Source organism: Polaromonas aquatica (assembly GCF_042659145.1).
Lineage (GTDB): Bacteria > Pseudomonadota > Gammaproteobacteria > Burkholderiales > Burkholderiaceae_C > Polaromonas > Polaromonas aquatica.
In genome coordinates this window covers 1-16,916 of the sequence record NZ_JBHSRS010000078.1, presented here as the reverse complement: position 1 = coordinate 16,916, position 16,916 = coordinate 1, and the positions used below count along the sequence as shown (strand labels likewise).

Sequence of the window (16,916 nt, the reverse complement as noted above, 5' to 3'; positions counted from 1 at the left end):
GGCGGACCGCGACCAGTCTCACCCCAACATAAAAGGCTGCTGACTTTTACAAAAAGTCGTGCAGCCACCTTTTTTGCTTCAGATCAGGGCCGGCTGGTCCTGGTCGGAGAACAAACTCATGACCGACTCCCCCTTGGCGATGCGCTGAATGGTTTCAGCGATCAGCGGCGCTACGGAGAGCTGGCGTATTTTCTTGCAGGCGAGCGCGTTGTCGCTCAGCGGAATGGTGTTGGTGACCACGACTTCATCGAGCGCTTCACCCTGGGCAATGCGGTCAATCGCCGGGCCCGAAAAGATCGGGTGTGTGCAATAGGCGTAAACCTTTTTGGCGCCGCGCTCTTTCAGCACTTCAGCGGCCTTGACCAGCGTGCCTGCGGTGTCGATCATGTCGTCCATGACGACGCAGTTGCGGCCTTCGATGTCGCCGATCACGTGCATGACTTCCGACACATTGGCCTTGGGGCGGCGCTTGTCGATGATGGCCATGTCGCAGCCGAGCTGCTTGGCCAGGGCGCGTGCGCGCACCACGCCGCCGACGTCGGGCGAGACCACCATCAGGTCGGAATAATTCTTCTGGCGCAAATCGCCCAGCAACACCGGCGAGGCGTAAATATTGTCGACAGGGATGTCAAAAAAGCCCTGGATCTGGTCGGCGTGCAGGTCCATGGTCAGCACGCGCGAGACACCCACGGCCTGCAGCATGTTGGCCACGACCTTGGCGCTGATCGGCACACGTGCCGAACGCGGGCGGCGGTCCTGCCGGGCGTAACCGAAGTAGGGGATGACGGCGGCAATGCTCTGGGCCGACGCGCGCTTGAGCGCGTCCACCATGATGAGCAGTTCCATCAGGTTTTCATTGGTCGGTGCGCAGGTGGACTGCACCACGAACACATCGCGCGCACGCACGTTCTGCTGGATTTCCACCGTGACTTCACCGTCGGAGAAGCGGCCCACATGGGCCGCGCCCAAGGGAATGCCCATGTTCTGGGCAATCTCGGCGGCCATGCTCGGGTTGGCATTGCCGGTGAAAAGCATGAAGTCAGGGTGGTGCGTCTGCATGTGGGGCCCAGCTTGTATCGTGAGTCGTGGCTGAAATTTATGGAGGCATTATCGACGCGATATCGCGTTTCAAAACACGCAGACCCGCCACGTGCGGGTCTGTTATGCGGGCCTGGCCCAACTTGAGGGCAGATCATCATTCAACCCGCCCCTTGGCGGGTTTTGTGAATATCGCCCCTTGGGGCGATATTCTCTATATTTGGCAGGGGTGGAAGGAGTCGAACCTGCGAATGCCGGAATCAAAATCCGGTGCCTTAACCAACTTGGCGACACCCCTACACAGGTCTGTTGTCAATTTCAAAACTGAGCCTGACAACCAACCTATAAACCGTTTTCTGAAAACAATATCAACAGCCGAATATTCTACCAACCGGCCAGAGGATGTGCCTCCAGATTGCTGCATTTCCGGATTTTCCAGTCGCCGGGGGCGCTTGGAATTTCCATCCTGTGCGGCAAATACGCAAATACAGCGCTTCCGGAACCAGTCATGCGCCCTTCAAGTTTTTGTGCGGCAAGCCAATCAAGCGATTGGCCCAACTGCGGACATAAATCCTGGGCAACTGGCTGCAGATCGTTACGGCCAAACCCGAAAATCAGGCCGTAGTTACTGTTTGCAGTAAAGCCTTCGATTGTAGCAGTTTCTGAATCCCTTTTTAGCGAAGGCGCGCTGAAAATCGACTGTGTTGACAATCCGGCTGCAGGTTTTACGACCAGAAACTCGGCGGCAGGCACATCAATGGGCGTCATGCGCTCGCCAACGCCCTCAACCCAGGCGTGGCCGCCCGAAAGAAAAAACGGAACGTCGGCCCCCAGCGACAGCGCGATGGCCAGCAGTTCGCTGCGCGGCAGGGTGATGCCCCAGAGCCGCTGCAGCGCCAGCAGGCAACTGGCGGCGTCAGACGAGCCGCCGCCCATGCCGGCTTGCGCGGGGATGCGTTTTTCGAGGCTGATATGCACACCCAGCGGGGTGCCGCAGGCCTTTTGCAATGCGCGTGCGGCGCGCAGCGTGAGGTCTTCGGCAGGCAGGGGCTCGGCGCCGTCGCTGCTGCCCAGGTCGCTGCGGCTGATCTGCCCGTCCGTGCGCAACTCGAAGTGCAATGTGTCACACCAGTCGATCAGCATGAACACCGACTGGATCAGGTGGTAGCCATCGGCCCGGCGGCCCGTAATGTGTAAAAACAGGTTCAGTTTGGCCGGTGCAGCAACGTCGTAAATCGCCTTGAGGGGAGGTGATGAAGGAGGGATGGGCTGGGTCATGAAAGCAGGGCCGCGGGGCTTGTGCCGGTGCCGGTTTTATTGGTCAAGAACAAGGCGAAGATCGACCTGCGGCGCCGGATTTGTCCTGCGGGCCGAGATTTTTCCGGCGGCCTGCTGGGCAAGGTCTGCCGCCCAGCCGTTGAGGCTTGTGTTTTTGCCCGCAAGCCAGTCAAACAATGCCGTGACGGGGATGGCGGCGCCGGTGGTTTGTTCCAGGAGCGCATCCACGGACTCAAAGCGCCTGGTTTCGCGGCCCGACTCCAGCACGGCCTCGGTGGGTGACCAGCGCATGACGCCCAGGACGCTGCCAATCGGGCTGGTAAGTGTGAGTTCCCCCTGTTCGGCCTGGCCCTTCAGCTCGAAAGCGGCAAAAAAGGCCTGGGGCGGCTCACTCTGGATTTGCAGGCTGATGCGGCCTGTCCAGAGCCTGTTTTCTGCATCATTTATGCCCTTGGCCGGCGTCTGGTGCGCGCAACCAGCTATTAAAAATGTAGCAAAAAAGAGACCGGACAGCAGCGCGGTACGTAAAGGGAAGCGGGCTAACAAGGTCGGTTCCAGGGGCCGGGGCTCAAGGTTTCACGCGAAGGCGCTTGAATGTTTCAAGCAGCGTTTCATTTTCAGGGTTGAGCAACTGGCCTTCGCGCCAGATAAGCAGGGCCTTGTCGCGCTGGCCCATGCTCCACAGGACTTCGCCATAGTGCGCTGCTATTTCGGCGTCAGGCCTGGTTTTGTAGGCATCTGCAAAGATTTTGGCGGCCTCTGCGTGGTTGCCCATGCGGAATTCAACCCAGCCCAGGCTGTCGCGGATGAAGGGGTCGCCCGGAGCGTACTCCAGCGCCTTCAGGATCAGTTGCCTGGCCTCGGGAAGGTGCACGTTGCGGTCTGCAAACGAATAGCCCAGGGCGTTGTAGGCGCTGTAGTAATCGGGCTTGATCTGTATGACACGCCTGAGCAGGCGTTCCATGGCGGGCAACTGCACGATCTTTTCGGCCATCATGGCCTGGTCGTAGGTCAGGTCCGCATCGTCGGGAAATTTTGCAGTTGCCTCGCCCAGCAGCTCGTAGGCCATGCGGTACTGCTTGAGGTCCCGAAGCAGGCTGACCTCAGCCATCAATTTGAGGCGTGCATCACCGGGCTGGCGCTCCGGCAGGCTGCGGATCAGTTGCCGGCCTTCGGCCAGCTTGCCCTGGCTGGCGAGGATGGATGCGCGGCGGGTTTGCGCCAGCATCATGCTTTCGGAGTTGCTGATTTTTCCGAGCCAGGCTTCGGCAGCTGCAAAGTCCTTGCGTTTTTCCGCAATTTGCGCGAGTTGCAGGTAAGCCTGTGTCAGGCCGCGGTTGGCTTCTTCCCCGGCAGGCCGCTGTTGCTGCTGCCCTGCAAGTTCGACATAACGCTCCAGCGAGCTTTGCGCCTGGGCAAGCTGGTTGTCCTGCAACTGCAGGGACCCGAGCACCAGCCAGGCGGGGGCAAAGCCGGGCTTGTCGCGTATGACCGCCTGCAATTGCGTTGAGGCCTCTGCATAGCGTTGCGCATCCAGCAAGCCGCGTGCATAACCCATGCGGATTTCCGGCAGGGCCCGGGGGTTGTCGGTCAGGTAGTTTTTAATCAGGACTTCAGTTTCCGGAAGTTTGGGCTCCATCAGCTCGAGTGCCAGCAGGGCCGGCCCTTCATAGCGGACATCAGCGGCCTGCGCTTTTTTGGCGGCTTCCAGCGCGCCTGCCGTATCGCCTGCAGCCAGGCGCATGCGGCCTACCGTGGTCCAGGCAGCACCGGCTGTCGCCGGGTTGGTCAGGTAGCTTGCCAGGGCCTGCTCAACGACCGCGCTGGCCAGCTTCTTGTCGGTAGCCCTCGCATAGGCCCTGGGGATGGCAGAGATGGCCAGGCCGCGGTCTGCGGGTGAGGCCAGCTCGATGCCGGTTTTCAGGGGTTCCACCGTGTCGCCGATACGGTTCAGCGCAATCAGGATTTGCAGGACATAACGGTTGGGGTCGCGGGATGCAGGCTGGGCCTGTTTCCAGGCCTGGGCGGCCTGCAGCGCGGCGTCCCCCGAACGGGACTGCAGCGCAATCTCTGTTGCACGCTGGTAAAGCTGGGCGTCGTTGGTTTTTCTTGCCGCGTCGAGGATCAGTGCGTAACCCGCGCCTGGGTCGCCCTCCTGGGCCGTGATTTCGCCGACCAGCAACTGGTAAAAAAGCTCACTGTCCAGGGAGGAAATGGTGGGCGCTTCCACCGTCTCTGAAGCCTGAGGATCGGGTCCGGGTGCCTGTTCGGGTGCCTTTGTCTGGGCCAGCAGCAGCGGCGCCGCAAGCCACAAGCCACTGAAAGTCCAGATAAGTTTTTTCTTCATTGGGCCATGATAATTGAACCCTTGGCGCTGCGTTGCTGCGTCCATGGCCTGCCAGGTGAAGATGGTGTAAATGTTTTTACCGGCAGCTGCTTTTCATACCTTTTTGATCACCTATGCCCGAACTCCCCGAAGTCGAAGTCACCCGCATGAGCTTTGCGGACCGCATTGTGAATGCCCGCATTGAGGCGGTCTTCATGGGCAAGCCGCTGCGATGGCCGCTTGGCTGCGAGCCGGGGGATCTCCATGGCCTGCAGGTACTGGGGGTTCGCAGGCGGGGCAAATACCTCCTGGTGGATCTGAGCGAGGGCTTGCTGCTCATTCACCTGGGCATGTCCGGCAGCGTCAGTTTCAGCTCCGATTTGCCCCCGCCCGGCAAACACGACCATTTCGACATGGTGACAAACCTCGGGACTTTGCGCCTGCATGATCCGCGGCGTTTTGGCGCCGTGGTGTACGCCCCGGGTGAAAACCATGCGGTGGCGCGCAAACTGCTGGGCCGGCTGGGGGTGGAGCCTTTGGGCGACACGTTTGATGCAGTGGCATTTCACCAGGCCCTGAAACTCCGGCAAACGGCCATCAAGCAGGTCTTGCTGGCCGGTGAGATCGTCGTGGGCGTAGGGAATATTTATGCCTCGGAGACCCTGTTCCTGGCGGGCATCCGTCCCACAACCCGGGCGGCCCGCCTGAGCAAGCCGCGTGCGGCCCTGCTTCATGGCGCGATCCGGGAGGTGCTGGCGCGCGCCGTCAAAAAAGGCGGCAGCACCCTGAAAGACTTCTCCAATGCGAACGGCGAGTCCGGCTACTTCCAGCTGGAGGCCATGGTTTATGACCGCGCCGGCGAACCGTGCAGGGTGTGCGGCAGCATTATCAAGAGCCTGCGCCAGGGGCAGCGTTCGACGTTTTACTGCGCCACCTGCCAGAAACCCTGAGGCACCGCCGCGGACGGGCTGCTAGTGCTACGTAACGCAGCGGATGGCTCTTTCGGGGTGGCGATGCTATATTGACCAACCACTATTGACGAGTAACCATGTCTTTTAACGAACAATTCGACCAGCACGGCACATGGCGGCGTGAGTTTGCCCTGCGGCTGAAGTTGCTGGCCGAGTGGATGAAAGACCATGACGTGCTGGATGCGGCTGTCGAAGAACGTCTGCGCAGGCTTGAGTCGCAGGTGCGTTCAGACAAGGTCATGGTGGCCTTTGTCGCCGAGTTCTCGCGCGGCAAATCCGAGCTGATCAACGCTATCTTTTTTGCCGGTTACGGACGGCGCATCATGCCTGCGAGCGCCGGGCGCACCACCATGTGCCCGACCGAGCTTGGTTATGACGCCGACGTGCCCCCATGCCTGAGGCTGCTGCCGATTGAAACCCGCCTGCAGACGCAGGCGCTGATGGAGTGGCGCGCGGTGCCGGAAAAATGGACGCGCGTGGACCTTGACGTCAACGACCCGTCCCAGCTTGCACTGGCCCTGGAAAAAGTCGCTGAGGTTCGCCATGTGACCAAGGATGAAGCCCGGGCGCTGGGCTTCTGGAACGATGAAAACATAAACGACAACCCGCTGGTAGGGAGTGACGGCCTGGTTGAAGTGCCGAAATGGCGTCACGCGCTGATCAATATCGCGCACCCCCTGCTCAGGCAGGGCCTGGTGATTCTCGACACGCCGGGCCTGAACGCCATAGGCGCAGAGCCCGAGTTGACGGTCAGCCTGATTCCACAGGCGCATGCGGTGGTGTTTATCCTGGCAGCCGATACCGGGGTGACCAAATCCGACCTGGCCATCTGGCGCGAACACCTGGTGACCGCGGACGATGAAAGCATCTCGCGCCTGGTTGTGCTGAACAAGATCGATACCCTGTGGGATGCCTTGAACTCGCCCGAGCAGGTGCAGGCCCAGATTGACCGCCAGCGTGCGACATCTGCGGAGATCCTCGGCCTGCCCGAGTCGCAGGTGATTCCCGTGTCGGCGCAAAAAGGACTGGTTGCCAAGGTCACCCGCGACCGCGACCTGTTGCAAGCCAGCCGCTTGCCCATGCTGGAACTCGCCCTGGCCGAGGGCGTGATGGGACAGCGCCAAATGATATTGCGCTCTGCCGTAGCTGGAGGCATTGCCGAGCTGCGTGTGGAGGCGGGACGCGCAATCCATATCCGCCGGCGCGACCTGGCGGAGCAGATGGACGAGCTGCGTGGCCTGAGGGGCAAAAATGCGTCCGTGATCAAGCACATGCGCTCCCGAATCGAGCAGGAGCAGGCTGAGTTCGACACCAGCGGTGCCAAGATACATGCGGTGCGCTCCGTGCACCTGAAGCTGTTGCGCGAAGTTTTTAACCTCCTCAGTACGCCCACACTCAAAGGCGAACTGGCGGAGTTGACCCATGCGCTCAAACAGCCGGGCATCAAGCTGGGCGTCAAGAAAGCCTATGGACAGGCTTTCTCCCGTCTGCGCGAAGGGCTGCAAAAATCCCAGGTCATCAGCGGAGAGATTCACTCCATGCTGGTGGGCTCCTTCAAGCAGCTCAATGCCGAATTCGGCTTTTCATTGCAGGCCCCCAAGGAGCCTGAGTTGGTCCGGTTCGGGCATGACCTCGATTTGATCGAGCGCAGTCATCTGCAGTACCTTGGCGTGGGCAATATCCTGAAACTGTCCCAGCCCGACTTTTCCGAGCGGCTTGTGCGTGCGCTTTCAACGCGCCTGCGCGTGGTGTTTGAGTCTGCGCTGGGAGAGGTTGAACTCTGGAACAAGTCAGCGGCTTCGCAGCTTGATGCGCAACTGCGTGAGCGCCGGCGCAATTTCGGGCGACGCCTGGAAGCCATTGAGCGCATACAGAGTGCGGCTTCGGGTCTGGATGAACGAATCGCCGAGATCGATGTCCAGGAAGTTGCGCTCAATGAACTGGACAACAAGCTGACGGAGCTGACCTCGCATCTGGCCGGTGCGCCGCTGGTGCCGCAACAGCGACCGGACGCACCGGTTGCGGTGCATGGCAGCCTTATGGGCGAGCCGGCTTGAGATTTTTGTGACTCCCGACAGCCTGATGCAGGCTATTTCACGGCACTTTGCAGAAGATGTCGTGAAATGGCAAAAAACACATGGCCGCAACAGCCTGCCATGGCAGAACACGCGCGACCCTTACCGGGTCTGGCTGTCTGAAATCATGCTGCAGCAGACACAGGTCAGTACGGTGCTGGAGTACTACGCCAGGTTTTTGCAACGATTTCCCGCGGTGGGTGACCTGGCAGCGGCCCAGACCGATGACGTGCTCGCCATGTGGAGCGGGCTTGGTTACTACAGCCGGGCCCGCAACATGCATCGCTGCGCACAGCAGGTCATGGAACTTCATGCCGGGCAATTTCCATCTACTGCCGAGCAACTGCAGACATTGCCCGGTATTGGACCTTCGACAGCTGCTGCGATTGCCTCGTTCTGCTTTGCCGAGAGGGTGGCGATTCTGGACGGCAACGTCAAGCGTGTATTGACGCGTGTGCTTGCCTTCTCCGGCGACCTGTCGCAAGGCGCCCAGGAGCGCCAGCTATGGGGCATTGCCAACAGCCTGCTGCCGCAGCGCAAGCTCAAGGAGTCCATGCCGCGTTATACCCAGGGCCTGATGGATTTGGGTGCAACGGTTTGTACGCTTCGAAAGCCTGCTTGCCTGGTGTGCCCGGTCCAGGGCCTGTGCCGGGGTTTTGCCGATGGCGAGCCGGAGAAATACCCGGTCAAAACCAGAAAGCTAAAGCGCAGTTCACAAAAGCTGAGTTTATTGTGGGCACAAAGACCGGACGGTTCGGTGTGGCTGGAGCGCAGGCCAGCTTCCGGGATATGGGGCGGGCTTTATTGCCTGCCGGTGTTTGATAGCGAAGACGAACTCAGGGAGTTTCTGCCAAAACAACTGCACGACCGGATGGAGCCACTCCCGTCGTTTAAACATGTGCTGACCCACAAGGATCTGCACTTGCACCCGGTGATCGCGGGGTTTTCTGCGAGGCAGAACCTGCCTGCAAGGAATACGGAAAGTGTTTTGAGTGTCCAGGAGCCGGGACCTTCGGGTGCATGGTTTGCACCGGACGAGTGGCCTGTTCTGGGGTTGCCGGCGCCGATTCGAAAACTGCTTGAAAACGAGTCGGTCTAAGAGACTGTTTATAAGCTGTACGGGGCCGCGCAAGCACCTTGTCGGGATGGGCTGCAAGGCGTGGTGCGCCGCCAATAGCTGGCTATTGGCAAGCATCGCAACGCCGCAGACCGCCCGAGAAGGCGCTTGCCCTTCGGGTTGGGGTGAAATCGGGCGATTGCGCCGCCCAGGCCCTTGCATGGGCATGAGCCCATACTGCGTGCCCGGACAGCACACTCATCCCGATTGCACCCCAACGCGGCCCCGTACAGCTTATAAACAGTCTCTAATGTTCAGGCCCGCGGCATGGCGTCAAGCTCGCGATGGCGCTTCAGCGTTTTCCATTGCCCGCCAAAGGCCTGTGCCAATGCTTCCACCAGGTACACGGAGCGATGCTGCCCGCCGGTGCAGCCGATAGCCACTGTCACATAACTGCGGTGATCCCTGGCCAGTGCCGGCAACCAGTGGCTGATGAATTTTTCGATGTCCTTAAACATGTCGCCGACTTCCGCGTGCGCGCGCAGGTAGCCGGCAACGGCTTCGTCCTGCCCGGTCAGGTCGCGCAGCCCTGATTCATAGTGCGGGTTGGGCAACATGCGTACGTCAAAAACATAGTCCGCATCCAGCGGTACGCCGCGCTTGAAGGCAAAAGACTCAAAAACCAGGGTCAATTGCGTGGCGGGTGCGGAAATCAGGGATTTCACATAACCCTGAAGCTGCGAAGAGCGGATCATGCTGGTATCCAGTACGTGCGCCTGATCCCGCATTTCACCGAGCAATTCGCGTTCCAGTTCGATGGCGTCTACCAGTGCCCGGTGCTGGTCCGATGTATCCGTGCGCGACAGGGGGTGCAGGCGGCGCGTTTCTGAAAAACGCCGCACCAGTGTCTCGGTATTGGCGTCCAGGAAGATCGTCTGCAAAACCACACCCTGCGCGCGCAATTGCTGCAACTGTTTTGGGACGAGTGGCAGGGAGGCCGCACTGCGTACATCCATGGCAATGGCCACCTTGCCAGCGCGCCGCTCTTCCAGTGCAGCGAAATGGGCCAGCAACTCCGGCGGAAGGTTGTCGACGCAGTAGTAGCCTGCATCTTCCAGCGCATGGAGGGCCACCGACTTGCCTGAACCGGACATGCCGGTGATCAGCACCATTTCCAGTGCGGTTTTCATTGCCCGAGCATCTCCTTGGCATGCGCCAGCGTCGTGCCTGACAGGCGTTCGCCGCCCAGCATGCGGGCAATCTCGGCCACGCGCTCCTCGCCATTGGCTGGTTCCACCGTGCTGAGTGTCCTGCCTTTTTCGGTTTGCTTGGCAACCACAAGGTGCTGGTCGGAGCAGGCGGCAACCTGAGGCAAATGGGTGACGGCCATGACCTGGCGATCCTTGCCCAGCTGTTTCATGAGCCGGCCCACGGTCTCCGCCACGGCGCCGCCCACGCCTGAGTCGACCTCGTCAAATATCAGGGTTTGCGCCTGGCCCAACTGGCTGGTTGTGACGGCGATGGCCAGTGCAATGCGGGACAGCTCGCCACCGGAGGCCACTTTGCCCACCGGGCGCGGAGTGGTGCCGCTGTGGCCGGCGACCAGAAATTCTGCCTGCTCCAGCCCGTACTGGGCGGGCTGCTCCAGTGTATTCAGGGCGACATCAAACTTGCCGCCCTGCATGCCCAGGCCCTGCATGGCCTGGGTGATGGCTTTGGCGAGCGCAGGTGCAGCTGTGGCCCGCAGCCTGGAAACCTTTGCCGCTTCCTCAAGGTAAGTGCCGTGCGCAAGTTTTTCTGTGCGTTCAAGATTTGCCAGATCGGTGGCGGCATCGAGCTTCTGCAATTCTGTGCGCCATGCTGCCAGCAGTTCGGGCAGCTCGGCGGGCTGGCGTTTGTAGCGCCTTGCGAGGCTGACCCAGAGCGAAAGCCGTTCATCGAGTTCGCCGAGCCGCTGGGGCTCCAGGTCCGCGTGCCTGGCATAACCATGCAGCGAATGCACAACATCTTCCGCCTGCGCGAGCGCGCTGCCCAGCACCTCGACCAGCGGCTTGAACTGCGGCTCGATATGTTCCTGGCTTTGGAGCAGTGCAAGGGCCTGTCCCAGCAGGCTGCAGGCATTCTGCTCTGACTCCTGGAGCGCGTCCAGGGCAGATTGAGCAGCGCCCGTGAGTGCCTGTGCATTGGAAAGCCGGCTGTGCTGCGCGTTGAGGTCTTCCCATTCGCCATCGCCAGGCGACAGCTTGTCGAGTTCACCGATCTGCCAGGCCAGGCGCTCCTGCTCACGTTGCAGGCTGTCCTGTGCGCTGCGTGCATCCAGCAATGTCTTTTGTGCCAGCCGCCATTGCTGCCAGTGCTGGGCGAGTAACTGTGTCGACACACTGCCATAGGCATCGAGCAGGCCACGCACCGCATCCGGCCGCGTCAGGCTTTGCCAGGCGTGCTGTCCGTGGATATCCACCAGGCTGTCTGCGATATCCCTGAGCTGGGTGGCCGTTGCCGCGCTGCCATTGATCCACGCGCGGCTTTTGCCTTGCGTGTCGATAGTGCGCCTGAGCAGCAGCGTATCGCTTGCGGCAAAACCGGCTTGTTCCAGCCATTCGAGCAGGGTGGGGGGGCTGTCAAACTCCGCACTGATCTCGCAGCGCTGTGCACCCTCGCGGACCACACCGGCATCGGCGCGCGCACCCAGCGCCAGTTGCAGTGCGTCAATCAATATGGATTTGCCGGCGCCTGTTTCGCCGGTAAGTACAGTGAATCCGCCATCCAGGTCCAGGTCCAGTGTCTGGACAATGACAAAGTCGCGCAGGGATATGCTTTTAAGGCTCATAACTCAGGCCACGCCTTCATTCCAGTGGAGTTTTTTGCGCAGCGTATCAAAGTAGCTCCAGCCTTTTGGGTGGAGAAAACGCATCTGGTGCTCCGACCGCCTCACGGTGATGCGGTCGCCATGCAACAGGGTGGCAAGGGATTGCATGTCAAAGTTGGCGCTGGCGTCCCTTCCGGCGACTATCTCCACCGTTATTTCCCCGCTGTCTGCCAGCACGATGGGCCTGTTCGAAAGGGTGTGCGGTGCAATGGGCACCAGCACCCAGCCCGCAATCGACGGGTGCAGCAAGGGTCCGCCTGCAGAAAGCGCGTAAGCGGTCGAGCCGGTCGGCGTGGCAATGATCAGGCCGTCGGCGCGCTGGTTGGCCAGAAAACGGCCGTCCACCTCAACGCGAAGCTCGACCATGCCTGCGGTCGCTCCACGGTTAACCACAACATCGTTCATGGCCGTTGCATTGAATACGCAGCGTCCGTCGCGCACGACCTCAGCCTGCATCATCCATCGGCGGTCTTCCTCAAACTCTCCGCGCAATATCGGCCCAAGAACGGCCTGGTAGTCTTCTAGTGCGATGTCTGTGATGAAGCCAAGCCGCCCCTGGTTAATGCCTATGAGCGGAACCCCGAACTGCGCCAGCAGCCGGCCTATGCCCAGCATGGTGCCGTCGCCTCCGACGACCAGGCCCAGATCGCAGCTGGCGCCAATGTTCGCAACATCGAGGATGGGGTATTGCGTCAAACCTGTGTTGCTGGCGGTGTCCTGCTCAATTGAGACATCACATCCCTGCGTGCCCAAAAAGTGCGCAATGCTCTCCAGCGCGGAACGCGAACCATGGGCTTGGTACTTGCCGATGAGTGCTACATGGCGGAATTGCGACTTCATCGGCAAATTACATCACAAGATCCGCTCCAGGCTTCGTAGAATGTCCCCATGCTTGATGATCGTGCCCGGTTGTTGTTGAAAGCGCTGGTTGAGCGCTACATTGCTGATGGTCAGCCGGTGGGCTCGCGCACCTTGTCCAAGGCATCGGGACTGGAGCTTTCCCCCGCCACCATTCGCAATGTGATGAGTGACCTGGAGGAGCTGGGACTGATCGTCAGCCCGCACACTTCTGCCGGACGTATCCCGACAGCGCGCGGCTACAGGCTTTTTGTGGACACCATGCTGACCACGCAGCGCGACCAGTTCTCTGCAGGCAGCGGCATGAGTGCGCCGCGGCTGGCGCCGGATCAGCCGCAGAAGGTGTTGAGCAACGCCGCGCACATGCTTTCCAACCTGTCGCAATTTGTCGGTGTCGTCATGGCACCGCGCAGGAGCTCGGTGTTTCGGCACATAGAGTTTTTGCGCCTGTCCGAGAAACGTTTTCTGGTGATCATTGTTTCACCCGATGGCGACGTGCAGAACCGCGTCATCTTCACTGAGGCCGATTACACCCAGAGTCAGCTGGTAGAAGCAGCGAACTTTCTCAACTCGCATTACGCCGGCATGGCCATTGAAGAGGTCAGGGAACGACTGCAGCATGAGGTGGAAGCCTTGCGCGGCGAGATTGCAACCTTGATGCAGGCAGCGGTCAACGTCAGTTCCGAGGCCATCGAGTCGCGTGACGAGGTTGTGATTTCGGGCGAGCGCAACCTTTTGGCTGTCAGTGACTTTTCCGGTGACATGGGCAGCCTGCGCAAATTGTTTGACCTGTTCGAACAAAAGGCGCAGCTCATGCGCCTGCTCGATGTCTCCAGCCGCGCGGAAGGCGTGCGTATTTATATTGGCGGTGAAAGCCAGGTGATTCCGTACCAGGAGTTGTCCGTGGTAACCGCTCCGTACGAAGTGGATGGCCAGGTAGTGGGCACGCTTGGTGTGATCGGGCCTATGCGCATGCCCTACGAAAAAATGATCCAGATTGTCGATATAACCTCCAAGCTGGTCAGTACTGCATTGAGTCACAGCAAGTAGCCATTTACGCCCTTACAATCACGGGTTGGTTCGGGGCGTTAGCTCAGTTGGTTAGAGCAGAGGACTCATAATCCTTTGGTCGTAGGTTCAAGTCCTACACGCCCTACCATTTAATAGGTTATAATTTGAGGCTTAGCGGCTGTAGCTCAGTTGGATAGAGTACTTGGCTACGAACCAAGGGGTCGTGGGTTCAATTCCTGCCAGCCGCACCATACCGAAGCCCTAATTGACGTTTGTCAGTTAGGGCTTCACCTTTTCCGGTATGCCTTTTGCCAAGATGACACGCAACCGTACTACGAAAGCGGTTCGGTCATGGCTAAAAATGCGTACCTATATAGACGCAGCAGCGGCATTTACGTCGTTAGAATCTGCGTTCCCTGCCGACTTCAACAACGGTACGGGAAAAAAGAAATCCACATTTCCACCCGAAGTAGGCGACTTGCGGACGCGAAGGAACTGTCCTTCCGAATCTTGACCCAATGGCAACATCAGCTAAGTCAGGGAGGTCAAGGCGAAATGGATTTAATCAAAGTATCTCAGGGGTCCCCCCTTCTATCCGGCAAGGGAGTGATTCCCGTGGTTGCGGCCGCTTCCGAATTGGGGATGACAGCAGACGAATTGCTTCTCGAAATGTGGAACACCAACACTGAGGTCTTTTTTGAGGCTCACGGGTGGGAAGGCAAATCAATCCACATCGATGAGGTTGAGCGGGAGTATTCCGCCGATAGGTCGTCTTTCACGTACCTGATTGATGATGCTCTCGAAAAGGGTGAATCGATAGTGGCTAGCGGCATGCTGTACGCTTCGAAGTCCAGGTTCGCCATCGAGTCACTGAGAGACTCAGCGGTGCACAACGACTGGCTGTTTTTTGCCGACTCACAACGAAAGAAGGCAATCTTCTTTGATGCTCCCGGCCAATACGTGAAACTGGATGATGTGCTTGTCCAAAAAGGGGCGATTGACGCCATTCGAGTGAGACTGGCGGCCAAGATCACACCCGGAATGCTGGAAGAACACAAAGCTTCTCGCATTTCAGCACCTGTCATGGCAAGCAAGACCATCCTGAAAGGGCCATTGAAGTACGAGGAGCAGCCAGTTTCTGTGCTGATTGCCGAGTTCTGTGAAACCAAAAAGGTCAATTGGGGGCTACCTCGCCAACAGAAGATGGCCCAGTCTTTCTCCTTGTTTATCGAGGCGATGGGTGACCCGGTTTTGGGAACTATAGACCGTGGAATGATGAAGGCTTACCGAGATGCATTAAAGCTGCAGCCTCATCATCCCGAACGTGTGAGAAACAGCCATGCTGTATCTACGTTCAAGGAGTTGCAAGCTGTCGCTAAAGCCAATAGTCTGCCGTTGATGACAACGAACACCCTGAATACCCACTGCGAACATATGTCGGAGTTATTCACTTGGGCAGTTCGCGAAGAAATGATGGAGAGGAATCCCGCAGAAGCGCTAGTGACGGCCAAGCGTGACAAACGTGACCAGGATTCCCGAGCCCCTTTCTCGGATGCTGACCTTCAGCTCATCTTTGGCGCCGAATGGTTTCAGAACGGGAAGGGTACCCCGACTTCCAAGGGTAAATACTTTGATTTCAGACCGCACTACTATTGGCTTCCGCTTCTGGGGCTTTTCACTGGTGCGCGTCTAAACGAACTCTGTCAATTGCATTTGACCGACATTAAACGGAGTGCAGCGGCTACGGATTACTTCGACTTCAATCTTGATGATGAAGATAAAACAGACGAAGGTTCGGGTAGGGAGGCGGAAAAGGACAAGTCATTGAAAAACGTCAACTCAAGACGAATCGTTCCTGTCCACCAAATCCTGATTGACCTTGGGTTCATCGAATATGTTGAAGCCTTGCGGAAGGCTGGGCATAAACGTCTATTCCCGGAAATTAGCCGGGACAGGGTGAAAGGCTACTCCAAGGACCCGGGGAAATGGCATAACCAACGCTATCTTTGGGAGCGTCTTCACATCCCTCGGGATAACAAGAAGACTTTCCACTCGTACAGGCATATGTTTTCAACGGCACTTCACAATTTGGCTGTACAGGATCTGCTTGTCAACCAACTCATGGGCCACGAGCGAGGCACTAACGAAAACCAAAATCGCTACCGTCACGATATGGCAGCGGATGGTTTGGTGGGTGAAGTTAACAAGCTCAACTTCGCACTGCCAACGATTGCAAAGTTCGATGTGGCGTGCGGTATTGCAGCACTCGACTGGGCTCTTGAAAACAAGAGAACTCGCAAGGTGAAGGGCAAACCGGCGCTCTAAGCGTAGGCCGTTCTATCAGTGGCGCAAGAAATTACCTAAGGTTTAGGCTTCTCACGCCAGCTGGTTGCAGCTACGGGTGCCCAATTTCCTCTGGCATTGGGTCGCATCCACCTAGCGGTGCCCATGCGTCGGAGATAGTCCAAAGCTTCATCGTAGTTAGAGAAGCTTTCTAGCTCGTCGGTGTCACCGACCTTGTAAAAGCCTTCAGGAGACCGGCAAGACACAGCGTCAAAATGCGTTCCGTCTCCCGCATACGGGATCAGCGTCGTCTGCTTTACTACCTTTGACACTTTGTCGGCTCGAAAAAGCTCTTCGACACGCACACCGAACGCATCGGCTAGTTGCTGTATGGCATCCAGTGAGGGATTGGCCTCGCCCACTTCTAGCTTGCTCATATACGACCGCGCAATACCTGTTTGATTGGCAAACGCCTCCTGCGATATGCCCATCTCTTGGCGGAGTGCCCGTAGGCGCTCGCCGAATGCTTGTCGAATGTTCTTTTTCACCCGACAAACTCTGCCGGGAATGCTACTATTTCACCACGCTTTAATATTGGACCCTCTAATCGAGTCATTAAAACTATTTCTGGCTGAGTGTTTAGCCATGCTTGTGAAACCGGGAAGTGAACTGGGAGGAGATGGGTGTATGGGAAAGATGAAAATTGGCTCTGCTCTGGCTGCTTTGTGCTTGCTTGCGGTCACTCAGATGGCAGAAGCTAAATGCAAGGTTTGGCTGGAAGACCCTTCCTCGTCGAAGAGTTGGAAAGAACTTCAGCATTCACTGCTTAAGAATCGCATCGAGATTGATCTTGGACGCATTACAGGGGATCGGCGCCCCAGCTTCCTAAGCAGCATGGAACTCCAGTCCGTGCTGATAAGGGACTTGATCTGGCAGTTCGAAAAAACCACTCCGTGCTTTAGAGCACAGAGAAATAACAATGCACTTGATGCAGCAAATGCATACGCTCGCTATCGAGCAGACGCAATTGAGGGCGCTGTAAAAGCAGCAGAAAGAGCGAGTGACTATGGACTTGACCCGTTTTCGTAGACACATTTCAGCTTCCAGTACGAAGCTGCTCGAATGCCAGCGGGCTCAGAAGGTCAAGATG

The 16,916-nt window shown here is 58.5% G+C and carries 14 protein-coding genes, 3 tRNA genes and 1 pseudogene; 9 read left to right on the top strand and 9 right to left on the bottom strand.

The window, feature by feature from the left end:
- Positions 1 to 78 precede the first annotated feature (78 nt).
- The 5 genes from ACFQND_RS14680 to ACFQND_RS14660 form a co-directional block, all read right to left on the bottom strand.
- Positions 79 to 1,059, bottom strand: a complete 981-nt coding sequence (locus ACFQND_RS14680; protein WP_371438361.1) for a ribose-phosphate pyrophosphokinase — start codon at positions 1,057 to 1,059, stop codon at positions 79 to 81.
- Positions 1,060 to 1,259: 200 nt separating this feature from the next.
- Positions 1,260 to 1,336, bottom strand: a tRNA-Gln gene (locus ACFQND_RS14675).
- A gap of 86 nt (positions 1,337 to 1,422) precedes the next feature.
- Positions 1,423 to 2,316 carry a 4-(cytidine 5'-diphospho)-2-C-methyl-D-erythritol kinase gene (ispE, locus tag ACFQND_RS14670; protein WP_371438360.1) on the bottom strand — a complete coding sequence of 298 codons (894 nt, stop codon included), beginning with the start codon at positions 2,314 to 2,316 and terminating at the stop codon, positions 1,423 to 1,425.
- Positions 2,317 to 2,352: 36 nt separating this feature from the next.
- A complete protein-coding gene (locus tag ACFQND_RS14665; protein ID WP_371438359.1) occupies positions 2,353 to 2,862 on the bottom strand; it encodes a lipoprotein insertase outer membrane protein LolB in 510 nt (169 codons plus the stop codon).
- A gap of 22 nt (positions 2,863 to 2,884) precedes the next feature.
- Positions 2,885 to 4,663, bottom strand: coding sequence for a tetratricopeptide repeat protein (locus tag ACFQND_RS14660; RefSeq protein WP_371438358.1), 1,779 nt, complete (start codon positions 4,661 to 4,663; stop codon positions 2,885 to 2,887).
- Positions 4,664 to 4,776: 113 nt separating this feature from the next.
- Here ACFQND_RS14660 and mutM point away from each other — a divergent pair, with 113 nt between their 5' ends.
- From mutM to mutY, 3 genes are all read left to right on the top strand, one after another.
- The gene (gene mutM / locus ACFQND_RS14655) at positions 4,777 to 5,592 is read left to right on the top strand and encodes a bifunctional DNA-formamidopyrimidine glycosylase/DNA-(apurinic or apyrimidinic site) lyase (RefSeq protein ID WP_371438357.1); all 816 of its coding nucleotides are present in this window, start codon (positions 4,777 to 4,779) and stop codon (positions 5,590 to 5,592) included.
- Between the two features lie 98 nt (positions 5,593 to 5,690).
- Positions 5,691 to 7,670 carry a dynamin family protein gene (locus ACFQND_RS14650; RefSeq protein ID WP_371438356.1) on the top strand — a complete coding sequence of 660 codons (1,980 nt, stop codon included), beginning with the start codon at positions 5,691 to 5,693 and terminating at the stop codon, positions 7,668 to 7,670.
- Between the two features lie 25 nt (positions 7,671 to 7,695).
- Positions 7,696 to 8,787 (top strand): A/G-specific adenine glycosylase, encoded by a 1,092-nt coding sequence (mutY, locus tag ACFQND_RS14645; RefSeq protein WP_371438384.1) that lies wholly within the window; start codon positions 7,696 to 7,698, stop codon positions 8,785 to 8,787.
- A 272-nt stretch (positions 8,788 to 9,059) separates the two neighbouring features.
- Here the strand turns inward: mutY and rapZ are convergent, their stop codons facing one another.
- The 3 genes from rapZ to ACFQND_RS14630 are packed head-to-tail and all read right to left on the bottom strand — an operon-like array spanning position 9,060 to position 12,454.
- Positions 9,060 to 9,935, bottom strand: a complete 876-nt coding sequence (gene rapZ, locus ACFQND_RS14640) for an RNase adapter RapZ (RefSeq protein WP_371438355.1) — start codon at positions 9,933 to 9,935, stop codon at positions 9,060 to 9,062.
- Entirely contained in the window at positions 9,932 to 11,575 is a 1,644-nt protein-coding gene (gene recN / locus ACFQND_RS14635; protein ID WP_371438354.1) for a DNA repair protein RecN, read from the bottom strand. The genes rapZ and recN overlap by 4 nt, the downstream gene beginning before the upstream one ends.
- 3 nt (positions 11,576 to 11,578) lie before the next feature.
- Complete coding sequence (locus ACFQND_RS14630) at positions 11,579 to 12,454, bottom strand: NAD kinase (RefSeq protein ID WP_371438353.1); 876 nt, start codon at positions 12,452 to 12,454, stop codon at positions 11,579 to 11,581.
- A 48-nt stretch (positions 12,455 to 12,502) separates the two neighbouring features.
- Between ACFQND_RS14630 and hrcA the strand changes: the two genes are divergently transcribed.
- The 5 genes and pseudogenes from hrcA (at position 12,503) to ACFQND_RS14605 (ending at position 15,808) form a co-directional block, all read left to right on the top strand.
- Positions 12,503 to 13,522, top strand: a complete 1,020-nt coding sequence (gene hrcA / locus ACFQND_RS14625) for a heat-inducible transcriptional repressor HrcA (RefSeq protein ID WP_371438352.1) — start codon at positions 12,503 to 12,505, stop codon at positions 13,520 to 13,522.
- A gap of 32 nt (positions 13,523 to 13,554) precedes the next feature.
- Positions 13,555 to 13,631 (top strand) — tRNA-Ile (locus tag ACFQND_RS14620).
- Positions 13,632 to 13,657: 26 nt separating this feature from the next.
- Positions 13,658 to 13,734, top strand: a tRNA-Arg gene (locus ACFQND_RS14615).
- A gap of 100 nt (positions 13,735 to 13,834) precedes the next feature.
- Positions 13,835 to 14,002: pseudogene (locus ACFQND_RS14610) on the top strand (DUF6538 domain-containing protein); the annotation flags it as partial.
- Between the two features lie 36 nt (positions 14,003 to 14,038).
- Entirely contained in the window at positions 14,039 to 15,808 is a 1,770-nt protein-coding gene (locus tag ACFQND_RS14605) for a site-specific integrase (protein WP_371438386.1), read from the top strand.
- A gap of 35 nt (positions 15,809 to 15,843) precedes the next feature.
- On the opposite strand, the gene ACFQND_RS14600 is transcribed toward ACFQND_RS14605, so the two are convergent.
- Positions 15,844 to 16,314 (bottom strand): helix-turn-helix domain-containing protein, encoded by a 471-nt coding sequence (locus ACFQND_RS14600; RefSeq protein WP_371438351.1) that lies wholly within the window; start codon positions 16,312 to 16,314, stop codon positions 15,844 to 15,846.
- A gap of 139 nt (positions 16,315 to 16,453) precedes the next feature.
- Here ACFQND_RS14600 and ACFQND_RS14595 point away from each other — a divergent pair, with 139 nt between their 5' ends.
- Positions 16,454 to 16,855, top strand: a complete 402-nt coding sequence (locus ACFQND_RS14595; protein WP_371438350.1) for a hypothetical protein — start codon at positions 16,454 to 16,456, stop codon at positions 16,853 to 16,855.
- Positions 16,856 to 16,916 lie beyond the last annotated feature (61 nt).

What these genes read in the sequence shown, in the direction of transcription:
- ACFQND_RS14605 (WP_371438386.1), top strand. Translation starts at nt 14,039, where the DNA reads ATGGATTTAATCAAAGTATCTCAGGGGTCCCCCCTTCTATCCGGCAAG.
- ACFQND_RS14660 (WP_371438358.1), bottom strand. Translation starts at nt 4,663, where the DNA reads ATGAAGAAAAAACTTATCTGGACTTTCAGTGGCTTGTGGCTTGCGGCG.
- recN (WP_371438354.1), bottom strand. Translation starts at nt 11,575, where the DNA reads ATGAGCCTTAAAAGCATATCCCTGCGCGACTTTGTCATTGTCCAGACA.
- rapZ (WP_371438355.1), bottom strand. Translation starts at nt 9,935, where the DNA reads ATGAAAACCGCACTGGAAATGGTGCTGATCACCGGCATGTCCGGTTCA.
- mutY (WP_371438384.1), top strand. Translation starts at nt 7,696, where the DNA reads ATGCAGGCTATTTCACGGCACTTTGCAGAAGATGTCGTGAAATGGCAA.
- mutM (WP_371438357.1), top strand. Translation starts at nt 4,777, where the DNA reads ATGCCCGAACTCCCCGAAGTCGAAGTCACCCGCATGAGCTTTGCGGAC.
- hrcA (WP_371438352.1), top strand. Translation starts at nt 12,503, where the DNA reads ATGCTTGATGATCGTGCCCGGTTGTTGTTGAAAGCGCTGGTTGAGCGC.
- ACFQND_RS14680 (WP_371438361.1), bottom strand. Translation starts at nt 1,059, where the DNA reads ATGCAGACGCACCACCCTGACTTCATGCTTTTCACCGGCAATGCCAAC.
- ispE (WP_371438360.1), bottom strand. Translation starts at nt 2,316, where the DNA reads ATGACCCAGCCCATCCCTCCTTCATCACCTCCCCTCAAGGCGATTTAC.
- ACFQND_RS14630 (WP_371438353.1), bottom strand. Translation starts at nt 12,454, where the DNA reads ATGAAGTCGCAATTCCGCCATGTAGCACTCATCGGCAAGTACCAAGCC.
- ACFQND_RS14595 (WP_371438350.1), top strand. Translation starts at nt 16,454, where the DNA reads ATGGGAAAGATGAAAATTGGCTCTGCTCTGGCTGCTTTGTGCTTGCTT.
- ACFQND_RS14650 (WP_371438356.1), top strand. Translation starts at nt 5,691, where the DNA reads ATGTCTTTTAACGAACAATTCGACCAGCACGGCACATGGCGGCGTGAG.